Origin of the sequence: Streptomyces sp. NBC_00442, assembly GCF_036014195.1 — a bacterium.
In the GTDB taxonomy this organism is placed as follows: Bacteria; Actinomycetota; Actinomycetes; order Streptomycetales; family Streptomycetaceae; genus Streptomyces.
This window is the reverse complement of the sequence record NZ_CP107918.1, coordinates 2433102-2451267: the sequence shown is the minus strand read 5'-3', so window position 1 is coordinate 2451267 and position 18166 is coordinate 2433102. Positions and strand designations below refer to the sequence as shown.

Below are 18166 nucleotides of genomic sequence, written 5' to 3'. Positions count from 1 at the left end.
GATGACCAGGAACCTGCCGAGCCGGCGGTCCGGGGCAACTCCCGGGCGCCTCGAGCGACTTCTGCCGCACAAGCATCCCGTGGCCGACCACGCGGGGCTGCTCGACCGGCTGCCGCCGGTGGAGCACAGCCCCACGGCGGACGAGGACCAGCTCTTCGAGCAGAGCTCGCTCGCACGGGTGCTGCTCCTGCTGGTGAAGGTGGACCAGGAAGCCGAGTACCTGCTGTGCCGGGAGCTGGCCGAGCACGCGCTCGGCCAGGTGCCCGATCCCGGCGAAGCACCCGAGGAGGGGGAGCGCCCGTGACCGGCACCGGCCGCGACCACACGTTCCAGGAGATCCGCCCCGTGCAGTCGCTCCGGGCGCCCGCCTTCGAGTTCGCCGAGGCCGCCGGGCACGGCGACTTCGCCGAGCACGACCGGCGGCTCGAAGAGCTGGCGCGCGAGGCGGCCGCCGCCGTCGCCTCGCAGACCGCACTGATCCTCGCGCCGCCCGTCTCCGCGCTCCTGGAGATGTCGCTCGACCTCGGCAGCGGCGACGAGGACCTCCTCGAAGACGCCCGCGCGAACGCCGCCGCACAGCAGTACGCCATCGCCCAGGAACTGCTCGACGAGTACCTGGAGGCGCACCCCGGGCATCAAGAAGGGCTCTATCTGCGCGCCTACTGTCTCTACCACCTGGGCGGGCCCGGCCAGGTGGAGGCGCTGCGGATCCTGCGGCCCCTGCGCGACGAGCCCCCGGCCGACGACGACCTGCGCGACCGGATCGGGGACCTGCGCCGCGAACTGCGCCGCCGGCTCACCCCGGTGGAGATCACCGCGTACACCCAGACCGTGCGCACCGACCCGCGGGGCGCGCTCGCCCGGGTGGCGGCGTTCGTGGAGCTGGCACCCGAGGAGGGCACGCTCTCCTACCTCCTCGCGCTCGGCCAGGCCCGCGACGGCGACCTGGAGCTGGCGCTCGGCACCGCGGAGCGGGGCGCGGAGCAGGCCGACACCGACGGCGAGCAGGTGGCCGCCCTCGCGCGCAGACTGCTGCTCGTGGTGGTCGCACCCCATGTCGCACCGGCCGTCTCCGCGTTCAAGACGGGCGACCTGCACCGCGCCCGGCGCGAACTGACGCGCATGGAGCCCGGGTGGCGCCACAGCGTCGCCGTCACCGACTTCGACACGTACCTGTCCCAGCTGCTGCGCCGGGCGGACCGGTACGCACCGCCCCCGGAGCCCCGGCTGCCCGCCGACCGCGCCGACGACCTGTACGCGCTGATCGCCGACGCCGACGGGCAGCGCGCCGCCGAGCTGATGCGCGCCGGCCGGCACGAGGAGGCCGAGCGCCTCCTCGCCCATGTGCTCGCCCTCGTGCCGCGCTTCCCCTGGCTCAACTTCCTGTACGCCGCCTGCCTGTACCAGCTGCTGCGCGACCCGGACCGCGCGGCGGCCTGCGCCGAGACCGCGCTGCGCGACCCGACCATCGCCCAGGCCGGCGAGTTGCTGGGTGCGATCAGGAGCTGGCAGGAGGCCTCGCTCGTCAACCCCGTCGTGGACGAGTACGTCGCCGCGATGGAAACCGTGCGCGACGGCGTGAGCGTCCAACGCCTTCTGGCGCTGCGCCACCGCCTGACCGACCTCGAACGCGTGCTGCCCGCGCTGGCCTCGGCGGTCCGCGGCGAGACGGGCGTCCAGATCGTCCGCGAGCTCGGGCAGGCCGTCGCGCAGCGGCTCGTGGAGATCGCCGACGCCATGGTGGCGGCCGATCTCTACGAGAAGTACGACCGCGTCATGTCCACCGTCAAGGGCGGTATCTCCAGTACGCCGGAAGCCGTCCGGCTCGGGCGTGCGCTGGACGCGGTCGCCGCCGACATCACCGGCGCGCGCAGGACGGCGCGGCAGGGCGCGGCCGCCCAGCTGGACGAACTGGCCGCCCTGGTGAAAACCCGCCGGGCAGAGGTCGACAAGGTGAAGGCGAGCATCGAAGTCTCCAGTCTCGTACGGCGGTTCAACCAGCTGGCCGAGCAGCAGTCCCAGACCCTGGCGCGGCTGCGCCCCGATCCGCACCTCGTGCGCGGTCAGCTCACCCGGATCCTCGAAGACGCGCGCCGGCTGCGCCGCGGCGCCAAGAACGCCCTCGATCCCCGCGACCAGAAACTGCTCGACGAACTGATCGCGACGATCGCCGGGACGCTGCGATGACGACGGCCGGGCACGACGCCGCGACGACCTCGGCCGGACACGGCGCCCCGACGACGGCCGGCGGGGTGACGGCGCCGCCCGCCGGCGGGCAGTGGGACGTGTTCATCAGCTACGCGCGCGAGGACTACATCCAGGCCAAGGACCTGCACGACGCCCTCAACGGCTGCGTGACCGCCGAGGGCGGGGCGCCGAAGATCTACCTCGACGTGTCCCGCACCAGCGGCACCCCGCTCGGCGTGGACTGGCAGAGCTTCCTCGAAGAGGCCCTGCCGGGCAGCCGCCACGTGGTCGCGCTCTATTCGCAGACGTACTTCGACAAGCCCGTCTGCCAGTGGGAACTGCACGAGGCGTACAAGCTGAACCCGCCCGAGGGCGGCCGGCTCATTCCGCTGCTCATCGACCCGGGCGCCGCCGCGAAGGTTCCGTACATCGTGAACCGGATCAACTGGATCCCCACCACGCGGCCGCACTGGATCGAGGAGGTGCGCAGGGCCGTGGGGCTGCGCACCGCGGGGACGCGCACCACCTTGCGGTTCGACGCCCAGGCCGGCGGGGCGGTCGTCGGCCACACGCTGGCGCCGGTCACCGTCATCGGCTCCGTACCGGACGGCACCCCGCAGTGGCCGGCCGACGCCGCGGTCACCCTCAGCGCCGAGCCGGCCGGGGCCGGGCTGACGGGCACGCTCACCGTGCCCGTCGAGGGGAACACGGCCGTCTTCGCCGACCTCGCGTTCCGGGGCGACGCCGCCGAGGTCCGGCTCGTCGCGTCGGCCCCCGGCTGCGAGCCCGCCACCACCGCGCCCTTCCCGGTCGGTGCGCCCGACGAGCCGCCCGCCTGGAACGAGCCCGACCGGCCCGCACTCGCCGCGCGCGGACGCCCGGTGTTCTTCCCGGACGGCCGGGCGCTCGCCGTCCTCGACGGCCGGACCCTGAGCGTCCACACGGCGGCACACGAGTCCGGCGGCACCGCGGAGTTGCGGGAGCGGCCGCGGCTCTGGGCGCGCGGACGGCGCCTCATCGCCGTCGCCGACTGGTCGGGTCGTGTGGTCCTCGCCGACCCGGACGGCCGGGTCCGCGCCGTGGACCTTCCGGCGCGGCGCGGCGCCCGGTTCAACGTGCCGGGCGCGCTGGCCTTCGACGCCGACGACACCGTGTACGCCGGCCTGTGGGGCGGCACCGTGTGGCGCCTCACGCTCGACGGCGGCGCACCGGAGCGGGTGCTCGAACACCGGTCGGGCGTCCAGGTGTTGACGGCCGTGAGCGACGGGCTGCTGGTGGGCGGCCTGGACGGCGGACTCACCCGATACACCGGCGGCCGGGCCGGGGCCGAGCACGTTCTGGAGCCGATGCTGCTCGCGATGGCCAGGGTGCGGGACTTCGTGCTGGTCGTCGGCGAGCGGCGGATCCACCGCCTCGACCCGGCCGGCGGCCGGCTGCTCCAGGTCTCCCAGCCCATCGGCGCGATCACCGCGACGCTGCCCGGTGAGGAACTGACCGCCATCGTCGACGCGGGCGGCCACGGAGTCTGCTTCGACGCCGAACTCGCGGTGCGCGTCGGGTTCCACACGGTGCCGGGCGCCCGGCCGGTGGCCGCCGCCCGAGGCGGTCGGCTGCTCGTCCTCGCCCACCCCGACGGCTCGCACGCGCTGGTCCGCGACGGCCGTACGACCTATGTGTCCAAGCATCCGATGGCCCTGTCCGCGGACGGGCTGCGGGTCGCGGTGTCGGACGGCGAACGGATCCTGATCGTGCCGCCGGAAGAACTGGGCGGCGGCGGCCCGGCGCGGAGGGAGCGGGCATGACGTCCTCGAAGGCGCTGGAGGGCAGGCCCGATGTGCTGTGGCGGATGGCCGGACAGCTGTGGGCCGACTACGAGCGCCAACAGCCCATCACCCAGGGGCAGTTGGACGCGGTTGTCGAAGCCTTCTTCCGGATCGGCGTGCACCGTTCGACCGAGCCCGCGCAGGCGCTGACCCTGCTGGCCCGTGCGCACCGCCTCGACAACGCCAACCCCAAGCACCCGTATCACGTGGGACTGCTCCATCTGCGCCACGGGCGCCTGGACGCGGCGGTCCGCTGGCTGACGGCGGCCGCCGAGCTGTCTCCCGCACATCACCGGATCCGGGCCCATCTGAGTCTCGCCCACCGCCTGCGCGACGAGGCCCGCGCCGGCACCGAGGGGTACGACGGCGACGACCGCAGGCTTGCGGAGACGATCGCCGACACGATCCGCGCGGGCCGCGACGACTTCGACCCGCAGGCCGAGCCCCTGGTGCCGCTGCTGCGGCCCGGCGAGTGCCGCTGGTCCGGCATCCGCGACATGGCGGCCGACGGGAGGCTGCGCGGGCGGACCGCTGAGCGAGGCCGGGACGTCCTGGCCGTCGAACTCGCGGACATCGCCGGCCTCGCGGACCGGCGCCGTGGCGGCACCGCCGCGTTCACCGTGCTCGCCGTGGAGTGGCTGGTGTACGGCTATCCGGCCGCGACGGTACGCCGTCTGGCAGAGCGCCTGCCCGAGCGGGACGGCCCGGCGATCCGCCTGTTGCACCTGGTCTGCGACCTGTTCGAGACCGACCGCGCCGAACTCCCCGACCGGCTCGCGGCCTGCCTCGCGGACGGCTCGCTGCCCGACACGCTCACCGCCCTGATCCACCGCCAACGGCTGTTCTGGCGGCCGCTGCGCTTCCCCGACCTCGGCGCCCACGCGGCGGCCAGGGCCTTCAGGGACGGCGTCACGGACGGCGAGCCCGGCCGGCACGAGAAGGCGCTGCACGCCGCGCGGAAGGCGCTCGGCGCGGGGCCGCCCGAGCCGATGCGGGACGTGCCGGCGCCGGCCGTGACCGCGGCCGCGGAGCCGGCGGGGCCCGACGAACGGCTCGCGGTGTTCGAGGAGGCCGCCGCCCGCCTGCGCGGGCTCGGCGACGACGCGCTCGTGCACGCCAAGGTCCTGGCGAAGGGCGCGCTCGGCACCGCGGACGACTTCGGCCGGGTCGCGGGGGACAAGGAGATCCTGGCCGCGCTCGTGGTCCGCCTCGAAGCGGTGCGCCAGGCGTGGCTCGCCGCGCTCCACCGGTTCAAGGACGCCGAACCCACCGGTCTCGTCATGGAGTTCGAGGAGTTCCGCCGCCGGGTGGAGGAGTGCGAGGCGCTGTTCCAGCAGCCGCTGGGCAGTCTGCGCGGCATCCTGACCAAGAAGGTCGAGCGCAAACTGGCCGCCAGGGCCGGGGAGTTCGCGGGGGCCGGACCTGTTCCGTCCGCCGAAGGGCTGGGGCTCGGGGAGCGTCTCGCGGCGCTGGAGGCGGATCAGCCCTCCGGATTCGGGGCCGGGTCAGGACCCGGGGCCGGGTCCGGGTCCGGGTCCGCCGGGCCCGGCTCCGTCGCGGCCGTCCCGGGCCCGCCAGCCGACCGGATCCCGGCCCCCGCGCCGCCGCCCGCCGACGCCGGCCCGCGCGAGCGTGTCGCCCACGCCCTCGAAGCCGCCGAGGCCCGGCTCGACGCCAACTTCGACGACGCCTGGCGGACCCTCGACGCCTACCCGCCCGCCCTGCGGCACCGCGAGGCGGTCACCCTGCTCCGCGCCTACCTCGGCGGGCAGCAGGGCGAGTCGGACCTGCGCCTCGGCCGCACGGCCGCGGCCCGGCGGCGCTGGAACGCCATGCTCAAGGACGACCCGGTCCACCCCGGCGTGCTGCGCAACCTCGCCGTGGCACACACCTCCGCGGGGGACCTGGTCCCGGCCGCGCAGGCCTGGCGCCGCCATCTCGAAGCGCTGTACCTGCGCGACCTGGCCCACGGCGACATCCGCAGGGGCGCCGCCGAGCGCGCCGAAGTGCACCGCGTCCTGGCCGGATCGTTCGGCACGGCCCCGCTGTGCGCGGGTGCGGCGCCCGACAGCGAGCTGGAGGGGGACCCGCGTGACGTGCCGCCGGTCCTCGCCAGCACCGGCAAGGTCGCGATCGCCACGGCCCACCTGCGTCTCGAAGAGCTCAACCACATGCTCGTCCACCGCACACCGACGCTGCTGCTCGGCGTCGCCCGCTCGGTCGGCGAGGCCGAGCTCGCAGCCGCCCGCGACCGCGCCACGCGGACCGTCGACGCGGCCGTACGCGAGCTGCCGGCCCGGGTGCGGGAGCCGTTCGCGAAACTGTGCCGGCAGCGGATCGACGACGCGTACCGGGACGCGTCCCAGACTCACGGCCGCACCCGCAGGCCCGGCGACGAGGCCGAGGAGCAGGAGCACGAGAAGTGGGTGCGCGGGCGCATCCTGTGGCGGCTGCGGCTCGTGCGGGCGCTGACCGGAGCGGACGCGGAGTGGCCGCTCACCGAGTACTCGGGCGACGTCATCGCCAACCTGCGGCTCGTGGACGCGATGCCGCTCGACCCGGCGAACGAGGTGGTGCTGCGCGCCGCCCGGCTCCTCGGCATCCCGGGCGATCCGGCCGAGACCGTCGCACGCCACAACCAACTCGCCCAGCTCGCCTGCGCCTTCGCGCTGAGCAGGATCTACGACGCGGCGGAGGAGACCTCGGCGGGCGCCGCGACCCAGGACTTTCCCGAGCGGTTCCGGCGCACCGCCCGCTCCTGGGGGCGCGGCGGCGACGCCGTTCCCGAACGGTACGCGGACCTCCTCGACGACCCGACGCAGCTCTACCACCCCTCCGCGCGCTCCGCGTTCGCCCTCCTGGAGACGAAGGCGACGCCCGGTGACGACGCCGAACGGCAGGTCGTGGAGGCCGCCGTGACCGGGCTGAGGCGATGGGTGGCACGCCTGCCCGGCGCCACCGGGCCCGCCCGCGCCCTGGCCAGACTGCTCACCAGCCTCGACCGGCACGACGAGGCGCGCGAGGCGCTGTCGGCGGCGCGCCGCGAGGCGTTCGGCGAACGCGGCCGGCAGAAACTCGCGGTGGCGTTCGTCCGCCACGACATCGACCGCGGCGCGTACGCCGAGGCCGTCACCCAGCTACGGGCGCTCCTGGACGGCGGATCCGACGACGAGCGGCTGCGCTACCTCCTGATCGAGGCGTACAACCGCTGGATCGGCTCGGATCGGCAGGTGCCGCAGGCCCGGCGCATCGCCGAGGACCTGGCGCGGTGGAGCGACGCCGAGACGGTCCAGAGCGGCCGCGTCCTGGTCGTGGCGGCGACCATGGCCGCGCACCGCGACCGCCCCGACGACGCCCGCCTGCTCGCGGATGAACTGCGCGCCCTGTGGAAGGCGGATCCGGGCAACGTGGAGGCGCGCTACCACCTGGTGACCGCGCTGTACGCACAGGCCTGGCAGCTCCGCGAGCAGATCCGCTCGTCCGCCGGCGCGGGCCGCCGCACCCTGCGCGACCGGCTCGACCTGGCCCGCGCCGAATGCGCCCACCACGCCACCGCGCTCCTCGGCACCGGAGAGGCCAGGTTCGCGGGGGACGCGGCCGGTTCGCAGGAACAAGTCGTCGACGCGGGCCCCCTCAAGGACGAGACCCGCCGGGCGAAACTGGAGGAGATCCTCCGCGCGGTCCGCCCGGACCGGGCTTGACGGGCCCCCGGACGGCGAGCTCAGCGAGCCCGGCGGCCGGGCGTGAGCGAGTCCAGGTCGAGGCTGATCGCGAAGGGCACGGGCCGGCGCAGAGCGCCCCGGAAGATGCCCGCGGGCACGTAGCTGCGGGTCGGGCCGTCGAGTTCGTAGACGTGCACGACGGGCGCCCCGTCCTCGTCCTCGACGCGCCAGTAGTGCGCGATGCCGGCCTCGGCGTACTTGCGGAGCTTGACCGTGCGGTCCCGGTGGGCCGACTCGGGGGAGACGACCTCGACGACGAGGGGCACTTCGTCCGGGGTGAACCAGGTGCGGTCGCCCTCGAAGCCGGCTGTTGTCACCAGCAGATCCGGCTCGGGGCGGTTGCGGGAATCGAGGCGAATGGTCATCTCACGACCGACCTCGAAACCTTCTGGAGCCTGCGTGCGCAGGGCGACGGTGAGGTCGGTGACAAGTGCTCCGTGCCACCAACGCTGGGGCGACATCATGAATACGAGGGCACCGTCGATCAGCTCGGTGTGACGCGGCGCTTCCGGGAGGTGGTCCAGGTCCTCCGCGAACCAGCCTTCCGCGCGCGGCGGGCGTAGCCAGTCGGGCAGTGCGGTCATGGCTTCACGATAGCGCCTGCGACGCCGCGCCGGAGGCGCTGATCAGGGGCTCCCGAGCCGTTCTCGGAGCTACGCGCGCTTGCGTTTCGGCTTCGCCCCGGCGGCCGGTTCCGGCTCTTGCGTTCCGCCCGTGGGCAGGCCCGCCGCGGCGTCCTCCGCCACTGCTGCGAGGATGGTGGCGAGGTTCACCCGCAGGTCGAAGGGGGCCAGCTCGAAGTACTTGAGGGCTTTGCCGTCCTCGGAGAGCTCCAGGCTGCCGAGGACGAGACCGGCTTTTTCCAGCCGCTCCAGGTGCATGTAGAGCAGGGGGCGCGACATGCCGAGGCGGCGGGCCAGCTCGCTGACGTACATCCGGCCTTCGGAGAGCTCGGCGATGACCCTCAGCCGCTGGGCATGGCCGACGGCGGCAAGTACAGCCAGAAGCTCCTCGCTCGTCATGGCCCACCTCTAGCGATCCCGGAAACCTGTAGGCCGAGACTTTCCCATGGAATGAACGGCTGTCAAACGTTCGTCCCGGCCTACAGGCATCTGGGCGGAACGGCGGGCACCGCCACCGCCGTCAGGAGGAAGTCCTCCGTCGCCAGCCAGCGGCCCGGGAAGCGGGCCGTTTCCGGGCGGCCGGGCAGTACCCGTGCCTGGAAGGTGCCCCGGTCGGGGCGGTCGCCGGGGGTCGCGGGGCGCAGGGTGACGTGGATGTCGTGCAGGCTGCGCGGCCGGGCGAGGCCGGGGCGGGCGCCCTCGGGATACCACGCCTTGAACGCGGCTTCCTTCGCGCAGAACAGCAGCCGGTCCCAGTGGACGGCCGCGTCGAGGCGCAGCAGCGCGAGCTGGTCCTCCCGTTCCTCGGCGCGGGCCACCGACGCGAGGACGCCGTCGCGCAGCGGGCGGTTCGGTTCGGCGTCGATGCCGAGCGCGCGTACCGCGGTGTGCGGCGCGGCGACGGCGGCCCGGTAGCCGCGGCAGTGGGTCATGCTGCCGACGGTCCCGGCCGGCCAGCGCGGGGCGCCCCCGGCGTCCGGCAGGAGCGGGGCCGGCGCCACCCCGAGCTCGCGCAGGGCGAGGCGGGCGCAGTGCCGCACGGTGGTGAACTCCCGGCGGCGTCCGGCGCCCACCCCCGCCATCAGCGCCCGCTCGGCGGGGAAGAGGCCCGAGTCCGGCGTGTCCGCGAAGTGCTCGGCGGCGGCGACGGCGCGCGGCAGGACGGCTTCGATCAACTCGGCTGCGGGGTGAGGGAATCGGTACCCGTGTCCGTGGCAGTGCCCTTGCCCGGGTCGGTCCGGGGCTCGCGCCGCGCGCGGTTCAGCGTCGCCACCACGTCCTCGGCCACCTCCGTCACGCTCGGCCGGTCGAGCAGCACCGCGCGGTCGATCTCGACCCCGCACCGCTCGCCGAGCTCGCCCGCCAGCCAGGTGCTGGTCATCGAGTCGATCCCGTATGCACTGAGCGGTACCTCCCGGTCGACGAGATCGGGATCCAACTCCAATAGTTCTGCGAGGAGTTGGACGAGGTGGTCCGCAACCTGGCGTTCCGTTGCAGCCGTCGGTGCGGTGGGGGCCTGGCTGTTCATGGGCATGCTCTCCTTCGCTTGTGCGGGGCGGGGGCCGGGGCGGCCGGGGGGCCGGTCCGCCTCACCGGCTCGACCACTGGGCGAGCAGCGGCAGCCGCCCGGCCCGCACGTCCTTGGCGCAGTCGCGGCGCCGGGTCTTGCCGCTGGTGGTGCGGGGCACCTGGTTGCGTGCCACGGCGAAGACGCTCACCGGCGCGGGCAGCGCCCGCGCGACGGCGATGCCCGCGGCACGCACGGCGTGGGCGAGGACCTCGGGGTCGCGCTCGGTCGTCTCGACGACCACCGCCACCCCCGGCCGCTCCTCGTCCAGCGGCCACGCGGCGGCCCGCTGGTGCGCGAACGCGGCGTGCGCGGCGCCGGCCACCGCCTCGATGTCCTGCGGGAAGTAGTTCTCGCCGCCCACCACGAGGACGTCCTTGAGCCGGCCCGTGATGAACAGTTCGCCGTCCTCGACGCATCCCAGGTCGCCGGTGCGCACGTAGACCGTTCCCCGGGCGCGGTCCGCGGCCTCCGGGTCCTCCGCGGCCTCCGGGTCCTCTACGGTCTCCGGGTCCTCGCCGTCGAGCCGCGCCGCGAACACCTGCGCCGACTCCGCCTCCCGGCCCCAGTACCCCAGGCAGTTGCCGGGCGAGTCCACCCAGATCTCGCCGACCGAGCCCTCGGGCAGCGCGCGGCGGGTCTCGGGGTCGACGACGAGCATCCGCACATCGGCCAACGCGGTGCCGCAGCCGACCAGTTCGACCGCGCTGCCGGGCGACTCCGCGGGTACCGCCGCGCCCCGCGCCAGCGCGTCCCGGTCGTACCGGCGCACCGGAGCCTCGTACAGCGGGCGGCTCAGGGTGACGCTCAGGGTGCACTCGGCGAGCCCGTAGCCCGGCGAGAACACCTCCGGACGGAAGAACGAGGAGCGGAAGGCGTCCGCGAAGCGGCGCAGGGTCTCGGCCCGCACCGGCTCCGCCCCGTTGGCCGCCACCCGCCACGTCGACAGGTCGAGGCGGGCGCGCTCGTCGGCCGGGACGCGCCGCACGCACAGCTCGTACGCGAAGTCCGGCGCGGCCGCGAACACGTCCTCCTCGGCCTCGATCGCGCGCAGCCACACCATGGGGTCGCGCACGAAGGTGGCGGGCTCCATCGTGACGGCCGCCGCGCCCGACACCAGCGGCAGGACGACCCCGGTGCAGAGCCCCATGTCGTGGAAGAAGGGCAGCCAACTGACCACGGTGGTGGCGGAGTCGATGTCGCAGCGGTCGCGCAGGGCGACCTGGTTGGCGACCAGGTTGCGGTGGGCGACCATCACCCCGCGGGGGTCGCTGGTCGATCCCGAGGTGTACTGGAGCAGGGCCACGGCCGCGGGGTCGAGGGCCGAGGGCGCGGCCGGGACGTCGCTGCCGGGCGCGGAAGGCGACCGCGCGACGGGGATCCACGCGAACCGGGACGCGCCGGCACCCTGGACCGTCCCCGTCCCCGTCCCCGTCCCCGTGCCCTGGACCGCCTCCGCGCCCAGGACCGCGTCCGCGTCCTGGAGTTCGCCCGCGCTCGCCTCGTCGGCCGTGGACACCAGCACCGCGACGGCGCCGCAGTCCCGGCGGATCACCGCGAGCCGGTCGGCGCGCTCGCTCGTGCGGGGGCGGGCGCCGGTGCGCAGCGGCGGTACGGGCACGGCGATGAGCCCCGCGTACAGGCAGGCGAGGAAACCGACGGGGAAGTCGACTCCGGGCAGCGCGGGCACGATGACCCGGTCGCCGGCGGATGCCACCGGGCGCAGGGCCGCGGCGGTGGCGCGGACCCGACCGAGCAGCTCCGTCGCATCGACCAGGTCGGCCCGCTCGCCGCCGGCGCCGAGGGCGGTGAACACGGGGCGGGCGGCGTCCGGTCCCGAGGCGCGGAGCAGCAGCGCCTCCACGACGGTTGCGGGGGACGGCGGTTGTGCGGTGCGGATCAGCTGGTTCACGGTCGGCTCCTCTCGGTCGGCGCGGCTCGTCAGAAGGTGTGGCCGGGCAGCGCGCCGTCGTCGAGCCACTCCTGGAACGCGGGCAGGTCCGGCAGGATCACCGTCGAGCAGGCCAGCACGGCGAGGTTCTGGCACATGGCCGTGATGGCCACGACGGTGCGGCCCGCGCGGAAGGCGGACAGCATCTCGGCGGCCGTCCCCATGCTGGGTTCGTGTCCCGGCAGCCACGCCACGCAGATGTCGCTGCGCGCGGCGAGCCGTGTGAGGTGGTGGAACATCTCGGTCAGGGCGAGGAGTTCGGGTGCCAGGTCGTCGCGGCGGACGGCCGGCAGCGCGCTGAGCGCCGCGTGCGCGGCACGCACGTCGCCCCGGCACTCCGCCTCCCACTGGGCCATCAGGGCCCCGGGGTCGTGGATGACGGCGTCGGGGCGGTGGGCGAGGATCGCCGAGGTCAGCGCCGCCCGGTACGACTGGTCGACGAGGTTGGAGCCGGTCCGCGCACCCTGCATGGTGCCGGCGAGGAAGAACGAGCGCGCCCGCTCGGCGGTGCGGGGCGGCGCTGTGGTCGTCATTCGTCCTCCAGGCTGTAGTCGGCGAGTGCGAGCCCGGCGGGGGCGGCCGCCCGGTGCAGCGCCGCCGCCTCCAGGAGGAAGCCGTACACGTCGGCGCGGTCCACGGCGACGGCGTCCGCGACGAGTTCGCTGTCGCGGTCGAACGCCGCGGTCCCGTACCGGGCGACGGCGCCCTGGTTGTTCTTGCTGATCAGCCGGGGGAGCAGCGAGCTCGCGGGGCCGGCGGGCCACGGCCCGGCGAGGGGCAGGACGAGCTCGGCGAGCCGGCGTTCCGCGGGGTGCAGCACCCGCACCGACACGCTGTGCTGTTCCGGGTGGAGCAGCTGCGGCCGTACCCACGCGGGGTCGGGCGGTACGGCGCCGAGCGTCCGGTCGGCGGCGAGCAGGAAGGAACGCGAGATCACGTTGTGGCCGCGGCGCGGGCTGAACCGTACGTAGGTGAGGCGTACCGAGTCGTCGTCGAGCCGCCACTGCACCCGTACGCCGCTCGGCGCGGGCGAGCCGTCGGCGCGTACCCGGTGGGGATAGGCCTCGGCCGCGAGGTGGACCACCCCGTCCACCGCACCGGCCCGCACGAGCCGGAGCGGGCGGCAGTGCAGCAGATAGGGGTCGAGCACGGTGAGGGAGTCGGCGTCGCGGTGGACGACCCCCACATGGCGTCCGTCGATGCGGTACTCGGCCTGGCGGCCCGCCATCTCGGCCACCAGGCGCCCCGCCTCGAAGGACTGCCAGGCGCAGGAGCCGCCGAAGGCGCGTGGCGCCGGGCCCGCGCCGAAGTACTCGTGCAGCTGGGACCCGCTGTTGTAGGGGAACGACAGGAGGACCTCGTCGAGCACGAGGTCCTCGACCGCGCGGAGTGACCGTTCTACGGCCTCCGCCGATCCCACGGCGCTGATCACGCTCATCCCGGCCTCCGCGTCGGCTCACTGGTCGTGGCAGTGGACCGTCCTCGTCGCGACGACCCGGTGACGATGGTCGTCGCCGGGCCTGACAGGGAGCTGACGGAAGCCGCCGCGTACCGCGGGACGAAAGCCGCCGCCGCCCACGAGGGGCGGCGGCGGGGAGGATCAGACGCCGGACCAGCGGGGGATTCCGGTCCGACGTCCGTCAGGGGGACCCGGTGGCTAGCGGTAGAGCTGCGCCGCCGGGTGGGGGGACGGCGCGCCGCCGGCCGGTGCGGGTGCGGCGTGCTCCTGGGCACGGCGCATCTTGCGGGACGGCCACCAGCTGGCGTTGCCGAGCAGCATCAGGGCGGCGGGAAGGATCATGACGCGGATGATGAAGGCGTCGAGCAGGACCGCGACCGCGAGGCTGAAGCCGATCTGCTTCATCTCCGCCAGGTGCAGGAACATGAAGCTCGCGAAGACCGTGACCATGACGACCGCCGCGCTGGTGACGACCTTGGCCGAGTGCCCGATCCCGTCGATCACGGCCTGCCGGGTGGGAACTCCGCGCAGCGCCGCCTCCTTGATCCGGCTGACGACGAAGACCTGGTAGTCCATCGACAGGCCGAACAGGATCACGAAGAGGAACAGGGGAACGCGGGAGCCGATCGCATGGGTGGCGCTGTCCTCGAAGCCGAACACCGTCGAGGCCAGGCCCCATTGGAAGAAGACGACGACCAGTCCGAACGAGGCGCCGACGGAGAGCAGGTTGAGCAGGACGCCCAGGGCGGCGATGGTCGCCGAGCCGAAGACGAACAGCGTCAGGATGAAGGTCAGCAGGAGCAGGAACCCGACGACGATGGGCAGCTTGTCGTTCTGGTGGGCGAGGTAGTCGGCGTCCTGTGCCACGGGCCCGCTGACCCCGAAGTCGGCGCCCGGCACCTTCCCGAGCGTCTGCGGCAGATACGTCTGGCGCAGTTCCTTCAGTGAGTCGTGCGCCTGGGAGGAGCTCAGGTTGTAGGGGACGGACAGGGTCATGACGCTGATCCGGCCGTCGGCGGTCGTCTCCAGCTTCGGCGGCTTCTTGGAGAACATCGGGTCGGCCTGTGCCTTGGCGGCCAGGTCCTTGAGGGCCGACTGCACCGCGGCCTTCTCGCCGGGGTTGTTGTCGCGCACCATCACCCAGTGCTCGGCCAGCAGGTCGGGGAAGGCGTCGTTGAGGCGGTCGTAGGTCTTCAGCTCGGGGATCTGCCGGGACTGGGTGGCGAGGTTCAGGACCCGCAGGTGCATGCCGAACGCGGGGACCGCGAGGCCGACCATGACGAGCACCGAGATCAGCAGGGTGGCCGCCGGGCGGGTCCGTGCGGGCCGCAGCAGCGCGGACCACATCCGGCCCGTCTCCTCGGACTTGTGACGCTTGACCTTCTTGCCGCGCTCGGCGGCGCGTGCGCTCTTGCGGTCGAGGCGCCGGCCGATCACGACCAGCAGGGCGGGCAGCGCGGTCATGGAGCTGAGGACCGCGACCAGGACCACCACGATGGTGGCGACGGCGAGCGAGGTGAAGACGATGTCGGTGGCGAGGAAGAGGGTGGCGGTGGACAGGGCCACGGCGAGTCCGGAGACCGCGATCGCACGGCCCGAGGTGGCGGCCGCGATGCCCACCAGGGCCTCGGGGCTCAGCCGGCCGCCGGCCAGCGCCCGTTCCTCCCGTTCCCGCTTGAGGTAGAAGAGCGTGTAGTCGACGCCGACCGCCATGCCGATCAGCAGGATGACGCTCTTGCCGACACCCGCGTCGGGCACCAGGTGCGAGATCAGCTGCGACAGGCCCATGGCGGCGCCGATCGAGGAGACCGCGAGCAGCAGCGGCACACCGACCATGATCAGCGAACCGAACACGACCAGCAGGGTGATCAGCGTGATCGGGAAGGTGATCATCTCCGACGACGAGAGGTCGTCGTCGCGCGACTTGTCCAGGCCCATCTCGACCGAGGCGTCGCCGGACTCCTCGACCTTCACGTCCGGGTGCTTCTTCTGCACCTCGGCGGTCTGGTCGAGCAGCGGCTGGATGTGCTGCTGGGCCTCGAGCCGCAGGCCCTTCATGGTCACTTCGACCATGAGCATCTTGCCGTTGGCCGAGCGCACCGGAGCGGCGACGCTCTGGACCTCGGGCAGCTGCTTCATCCGGGACGCGACGTCCTCGGCGGCGCTGCGGGCGGCCGCTCCGGGTGCCGCACCGGACGGGTCGGTGATCATGATCCGTTCGGCGGACTTGTGCTGGAGGTTGCCCTCGGTGGCGATCGACTCGGCGTGGCCGGCCTCACCCACCCAGTAGTCCTTGTCCCCGGCGTCGACCGTGCCGACGGCACCGCCGATGACGAGGCACAAGGCGACAAAGACGAACCAACCGAGGATGGCCCGTCCTGGGTGCAGGGCACTCCAGCTCGCCACCTTCACGGTGATTGGCTGTTTCTTCACTGAACCCAGCTCCTTACGGCTGTCGCTGCTACCCAACGGGTGTAAGTCGAGAATTACATGTGGTGCTGTGGACCGTCAACCCTGAACGGCGGGGCGTCGGCGCCGCTCTTCCCGGCGCGCCTTCCGCGGACGCCAAGCGGCCCCCACCACCTGCGGTGCAGGGGGCGGGGGCCGCCAAAAACCGGTCAGGGCAACTGTTTTGACGGGGTGTCATCCACATCCCGTCAATGCGCCTGGGCGCCACTGAAGTCCAGCGCGTGAGCCCCGTAGAGCTCGCTCACCCAGTTGCTCTGGTAGATCGAATCGAGATAGCGCTCGCCCAGATCCGGTGAGACGGCCACGGCCGTGCAGGGCCTGCCGTCCCGGTTCTCGGCCAGCCACCTGATCGCGCCCGAGAGGACGGTCCCGGTGGAGCCGCCGAACAGGAAGCCGCCCGAGGCCAGTTGATGGGCGACCCGAATCGTGTCGATCTCCGGCACGTGCACCACGTCGTCCACGAACGACGTGTCGAGCAGCTGGGGCCGTACGCCGGAGCCAAGGCCCGGGATCATCCGGGGCGCGGGCGGCCCGCCGAACGTGACCGAGCCGACCGAGTCGACGGCGACCACGGTGACCGGCCGGCCCGAGTCCTTGAAGTACCGGGCGCAGCCCATCAGCGTCCCGGTGGTGCCGGCCCCGACGAAGAGCACGTCGAGGTCCGGGAAGCGTTCGGCGATGGCAGGCGCCGTACTGCGGTAGTGCGCCTGCCAGTTGCACGGATTGGCGTACTGATTGAGCCACACATGGCGGCTGTCCGACGCGCACAGCTTGCGGACGAAGTCGAGTCTGGCGCCGAGGAAGCCGCTCTCGGGGTCGGGCTCGGTGATGGTGTGCACCTGGGCGCCCATCGCTTCCATCAACCGTCTGGTGTTGAGGTTGCAGCGGGTGTCCGTGACGCACAGGAACGAATAACCCCGGCTCGCCGCGATCATGCTCAGGGCGACCCCGAGGTTTCCCGACGAGGACTCGACGATCACCGAGTCCCGTGTGAGCAGCCCCTTGCGCTCGGCGTCCGCGATCATCGACCGCGCCGCCTTGAGTTTGATCGACCCGGCGAAGTTGAAGCCTTCGCACTTCAGATACAGCGGAGCGTCCAGGACGGACCGCAGGTCCACATAGAGATCCTCCATGTGGAAGTCCTCCGGGACGGAGATCACCGGCACTTGGGCCCCCTCGCCTCAGGAACGGCCGCTGGTCGCGCCAGCGCGGCCATACCGGTCCACCTCGTGGAAGAAGCCCTCGATCACGTTGAGTTCGTTCCGTGCGAGGACCTCGTCGTACACGAACTTGCCGACCGCGAGGTCGAGGATCCCGAGCCCGAACGGCGAGAACACCACCGGCCGGTCCGCCGGGATCTCCACCTTCCCCGCCATCACCTCGGCCAGCGTGCCGTCGATGAACTCCCGTGACCCGGTGAGCTGTTCGGTCAGATGGGGGGAGGTGTCGGCCTTCAGGCAGTGCTCGATGTCGTCGACCACGTTCGCCGAGGCGAGCAGCACCTCGGGCGCCAGGTCGCGCAGCGAGATGTTCAGGACCACCGGGTTGTGCGTGAACCAGTCGGGGTCGTGGACGTGCGGCGCGGACGCGACGGTGGCGAAGACCACCAGGTCCGAGGAGCGGATCAGCTCCTCGGCGCTCTCGTGCACGGTGATGTGCCCGCTCTCGCCCGAGCCCTCCAGGTAGGAGCGGAAGCCGCCCGCGTACTCGGCCGACAGGTCGTGCACCCCCACCTCGTCGAAGGACCAGCCGGCGCCCGCGAGATAGGTGTGGATGTGGCGCGCGATGAACCCCGTGCCGATGAAGCCGACCCGCCTGGGCCGGGTGCGTCCCGGCGTCCGGGAGAGCAGGTCGGCGCCGAGCGCCGCGGAGGCCGCAGTCCGTGCGGCGCTGATGATCGAGCTCTCCAGGCACGCCAGGGGGTAGCCCGTGTCGTGGTCGTTGAGCACGAGCACCGCGGAGGCGCGGGGGATTCCCGCGGCCACGTTCTCCGGGAAGCTGGAGATCCACTTCAGCCCGTCGACCCTCGTCTCGCCGCCTATGGAGGCGGGCAGCGCGATGATCCGGGCGGTGGGGCGGTCCGGAAAGCGCAGGAAATACGACGGTGGGTTGACCGTGTCGCCCTCGCCGTGCACCCGGTAGGCGGCCTCCACCAGATCAATGGTGTGCTGCTCATGGCCGGTGAGAATGCTGTGGACCTGCGAGCCAGGGATCACGGCGAACGGCGGGACAAGTTCTTCCTTTGTCATCCAACTCTCCATTGCAGCGGGCGGGCGGAGCTATTCCCACCCGGTAACCCCGCGTTTCATGCTCCTCATCGGCACTGACAGTGGGCTGACGCCGGGACCGGCACCCCGGGTTGGGG

General features: G+C 73.2%; 14 protein-coding genes. 4 read left to right on the top strand and 10 right to left on the bottom strand.

Annotation, left to right across the window (positions count from 1 at the left end):
* Position 1: 1 nt before the first annotated feature.
* The 4 genes from OG432_RS10770 to OG432_RS10755 are packed head-to-tail and all read left to right on the top strand — an operon-like array spanning position 2 to position 7711.
* Complete coding sequence (locus tag OG432_RS10770) at positions 2 to 304, top strand: hypothetical protein (protein ID WP_328310158.1); 303 nt, start codon at positions 2 to 4, stop codon at positions 302 to 304.
* The gene (locus OG432_RS10765; protein ID WP_328310156.1) at positions 301 to 2187 is read left to right on the top strand and encodes a hypothetical protein; all 1887 of its coding nucleotides are present in this window, start codon (positions 301 to 303) and stop codon (positions 2185 to 2187) included. The genes OG432_RS10770 and OG432_RS10765 overlap by 4 nt, the downstream gene beginning before the upstream one ends.
* Complete coding sequence (locus tag OG432_RS10760; protein WP_328310154.1) at positions 2184 to 3989, top strand: toll/interleukin-1 receptor domain-containing protein; 1806 nt, start codon at positions 2184 to 2186, stop codon at positions 3987 to 3989. Before OG432_RS10765 ends, OG432_RS10760 begins: the two co-directional genes overlap by 4 nt.
* Entirely contained in the window at positions 3986 to 7711 is a 3726-nt protein-coding gene (locus OG432_RS10755; protein WP_328310152.1) for a tetratricopeptide repeat protein, read from the top strand. Before OG432_RS10760 ends, OG432_RS10755 begins: the two co-directional genes overlap by 4 nt.
* Before the next feature lie 20 nt (positions 7712 to 7731).
* On the opposite strand, the gene OG432_RS10750 is transcribed toward OG432_RS10755, so the two are convergent.
* The 10 genes from OG432_RS10750 to sbnB all read right to left on the bottom strand — a co-directional run bounded on the left by OG432_RS10750 (position 7732) and on the right by sbnB (position 18050).
* Positions 7732 to 8316 (bottom strand): Uma2 family endonuclease, encoded by a 585-nt coding sequence (locus OG432_RS10750; protein WP_328310150.1) that lies wholly within the window; start codon positions 8314 to 8316, stop codon positions 7732 to 7734.
* 69 nt (positions 8317 to 8385) lie between these two features.
* Positions 8386 to 8754 (bottom strand): ArsR/SmtB family transcription factor, encoded by a 369-nt coding sequence (locus OG432_RS10745; RefSeq protein WP_328310148.1) that lies wholly within the window; start codon positions 8752 to 8754, stop codon positions 8386 to 8388.
* Positions 8755 to 8834: 80 nt separating this feature from the next.
* The gene (locus tag OG432_RS10740) at positions 8835 to 9530 is read right to left on the bottom strand and encodes a 4'-phosphopantetheinyl transferase family protein (protein WP_328310146.1); all 696 of its coding nucleotides are present in this window, start codon (positions 9528 to 9530) and stop codon (positions 8835 to 8837) included.
* Positions 9527 to 9883 (bottom strand): acyl carrier protein, encoded by a 357-nt coding sequence (locus OG432_RS10735; protein ID WP_328310144.1) that lies wholly within the window; start codon positions 9881 to 9883, stop codon positions 9527 to 9529. The genes OG432_RS10740 and OG432_RS10735 overlap by 4 nt, the downstream gene beginning before the upstream one ends.
* Positions 9884 to 9944: 61 nt before the next feature.
* Entirely contained in the window at positions 9945 to 11834 is a 1890-nt protein-coding gene (locus OG432_RS10730; RefSeq protein ID WP_328310142.1) for a fatty acyl-AMP ligase, read from the bottom strand.
* A gap of 29 nt (positions 11835 to 11863) precedes the next feature.
* Entirely contained in the window at positions 11864 to 12406 is a 543-nt protein-coding gene (locus OG432_RS10725) for a hypothetical protein (protein WP_328310140.1), read from the bottom strand.
* Positions 12403 to 13311 carry a hypothetical protein gene (locus tag OG432_RS10720; protein ID WP_328310138.1) on the bottom strand — a complete coding sequence of 303 codons (909 nt, stop codon included), beginning with the start codon at positions 13309 to 13311 and terminating at the stop codon, positions 12403 to 12405. The genes OG432_RS10725 and OG432_RS10720 overlap by 4 nt, the downstream gene beginning before the upstream one ends.
* A gap of 219 nt (positions 13312 to 13530) precedes the next feature.
* Positions 13531 to 15765, bottom strand: a complete 2235-nt coding sequence (locus OG432_RS10715) for an MMPL family transporter (protein ID WP_328310136.1) — start codon at positions 15763 to 15765, stop codon at positions 13531 to 13533.
* Between the two features lie 224 nt (positions 15766 to 15989).
* Positions 15990 to 16967, bottom strand: a complete 978-nt coding sequence (sbnA, locus tag OG432_RS10710; protein WP_328310134.1) for a 2,3-diaminopropionate biosynthesis protein SbnA — start codon at positions 16965 to 16967, stop codon at positions 15990 to 15992.
* A 15-nt stretch (positions 16968 to 16982) separates the two neighbouring features.
* Positions 16983 to 18050, bottom strand: coding sequence for a 2,3-diaminopropionate biosynthesis protein SbnB (sbnB, locus tag OG432_RS10705; protein ID WP_328310133.1), 1068 nt, complete (start codon positions 18048 to 18050; stop codon positions 16983 to 16985).
* Positions 18051 to 18166 lie beyond the last annotated feature (116 nt).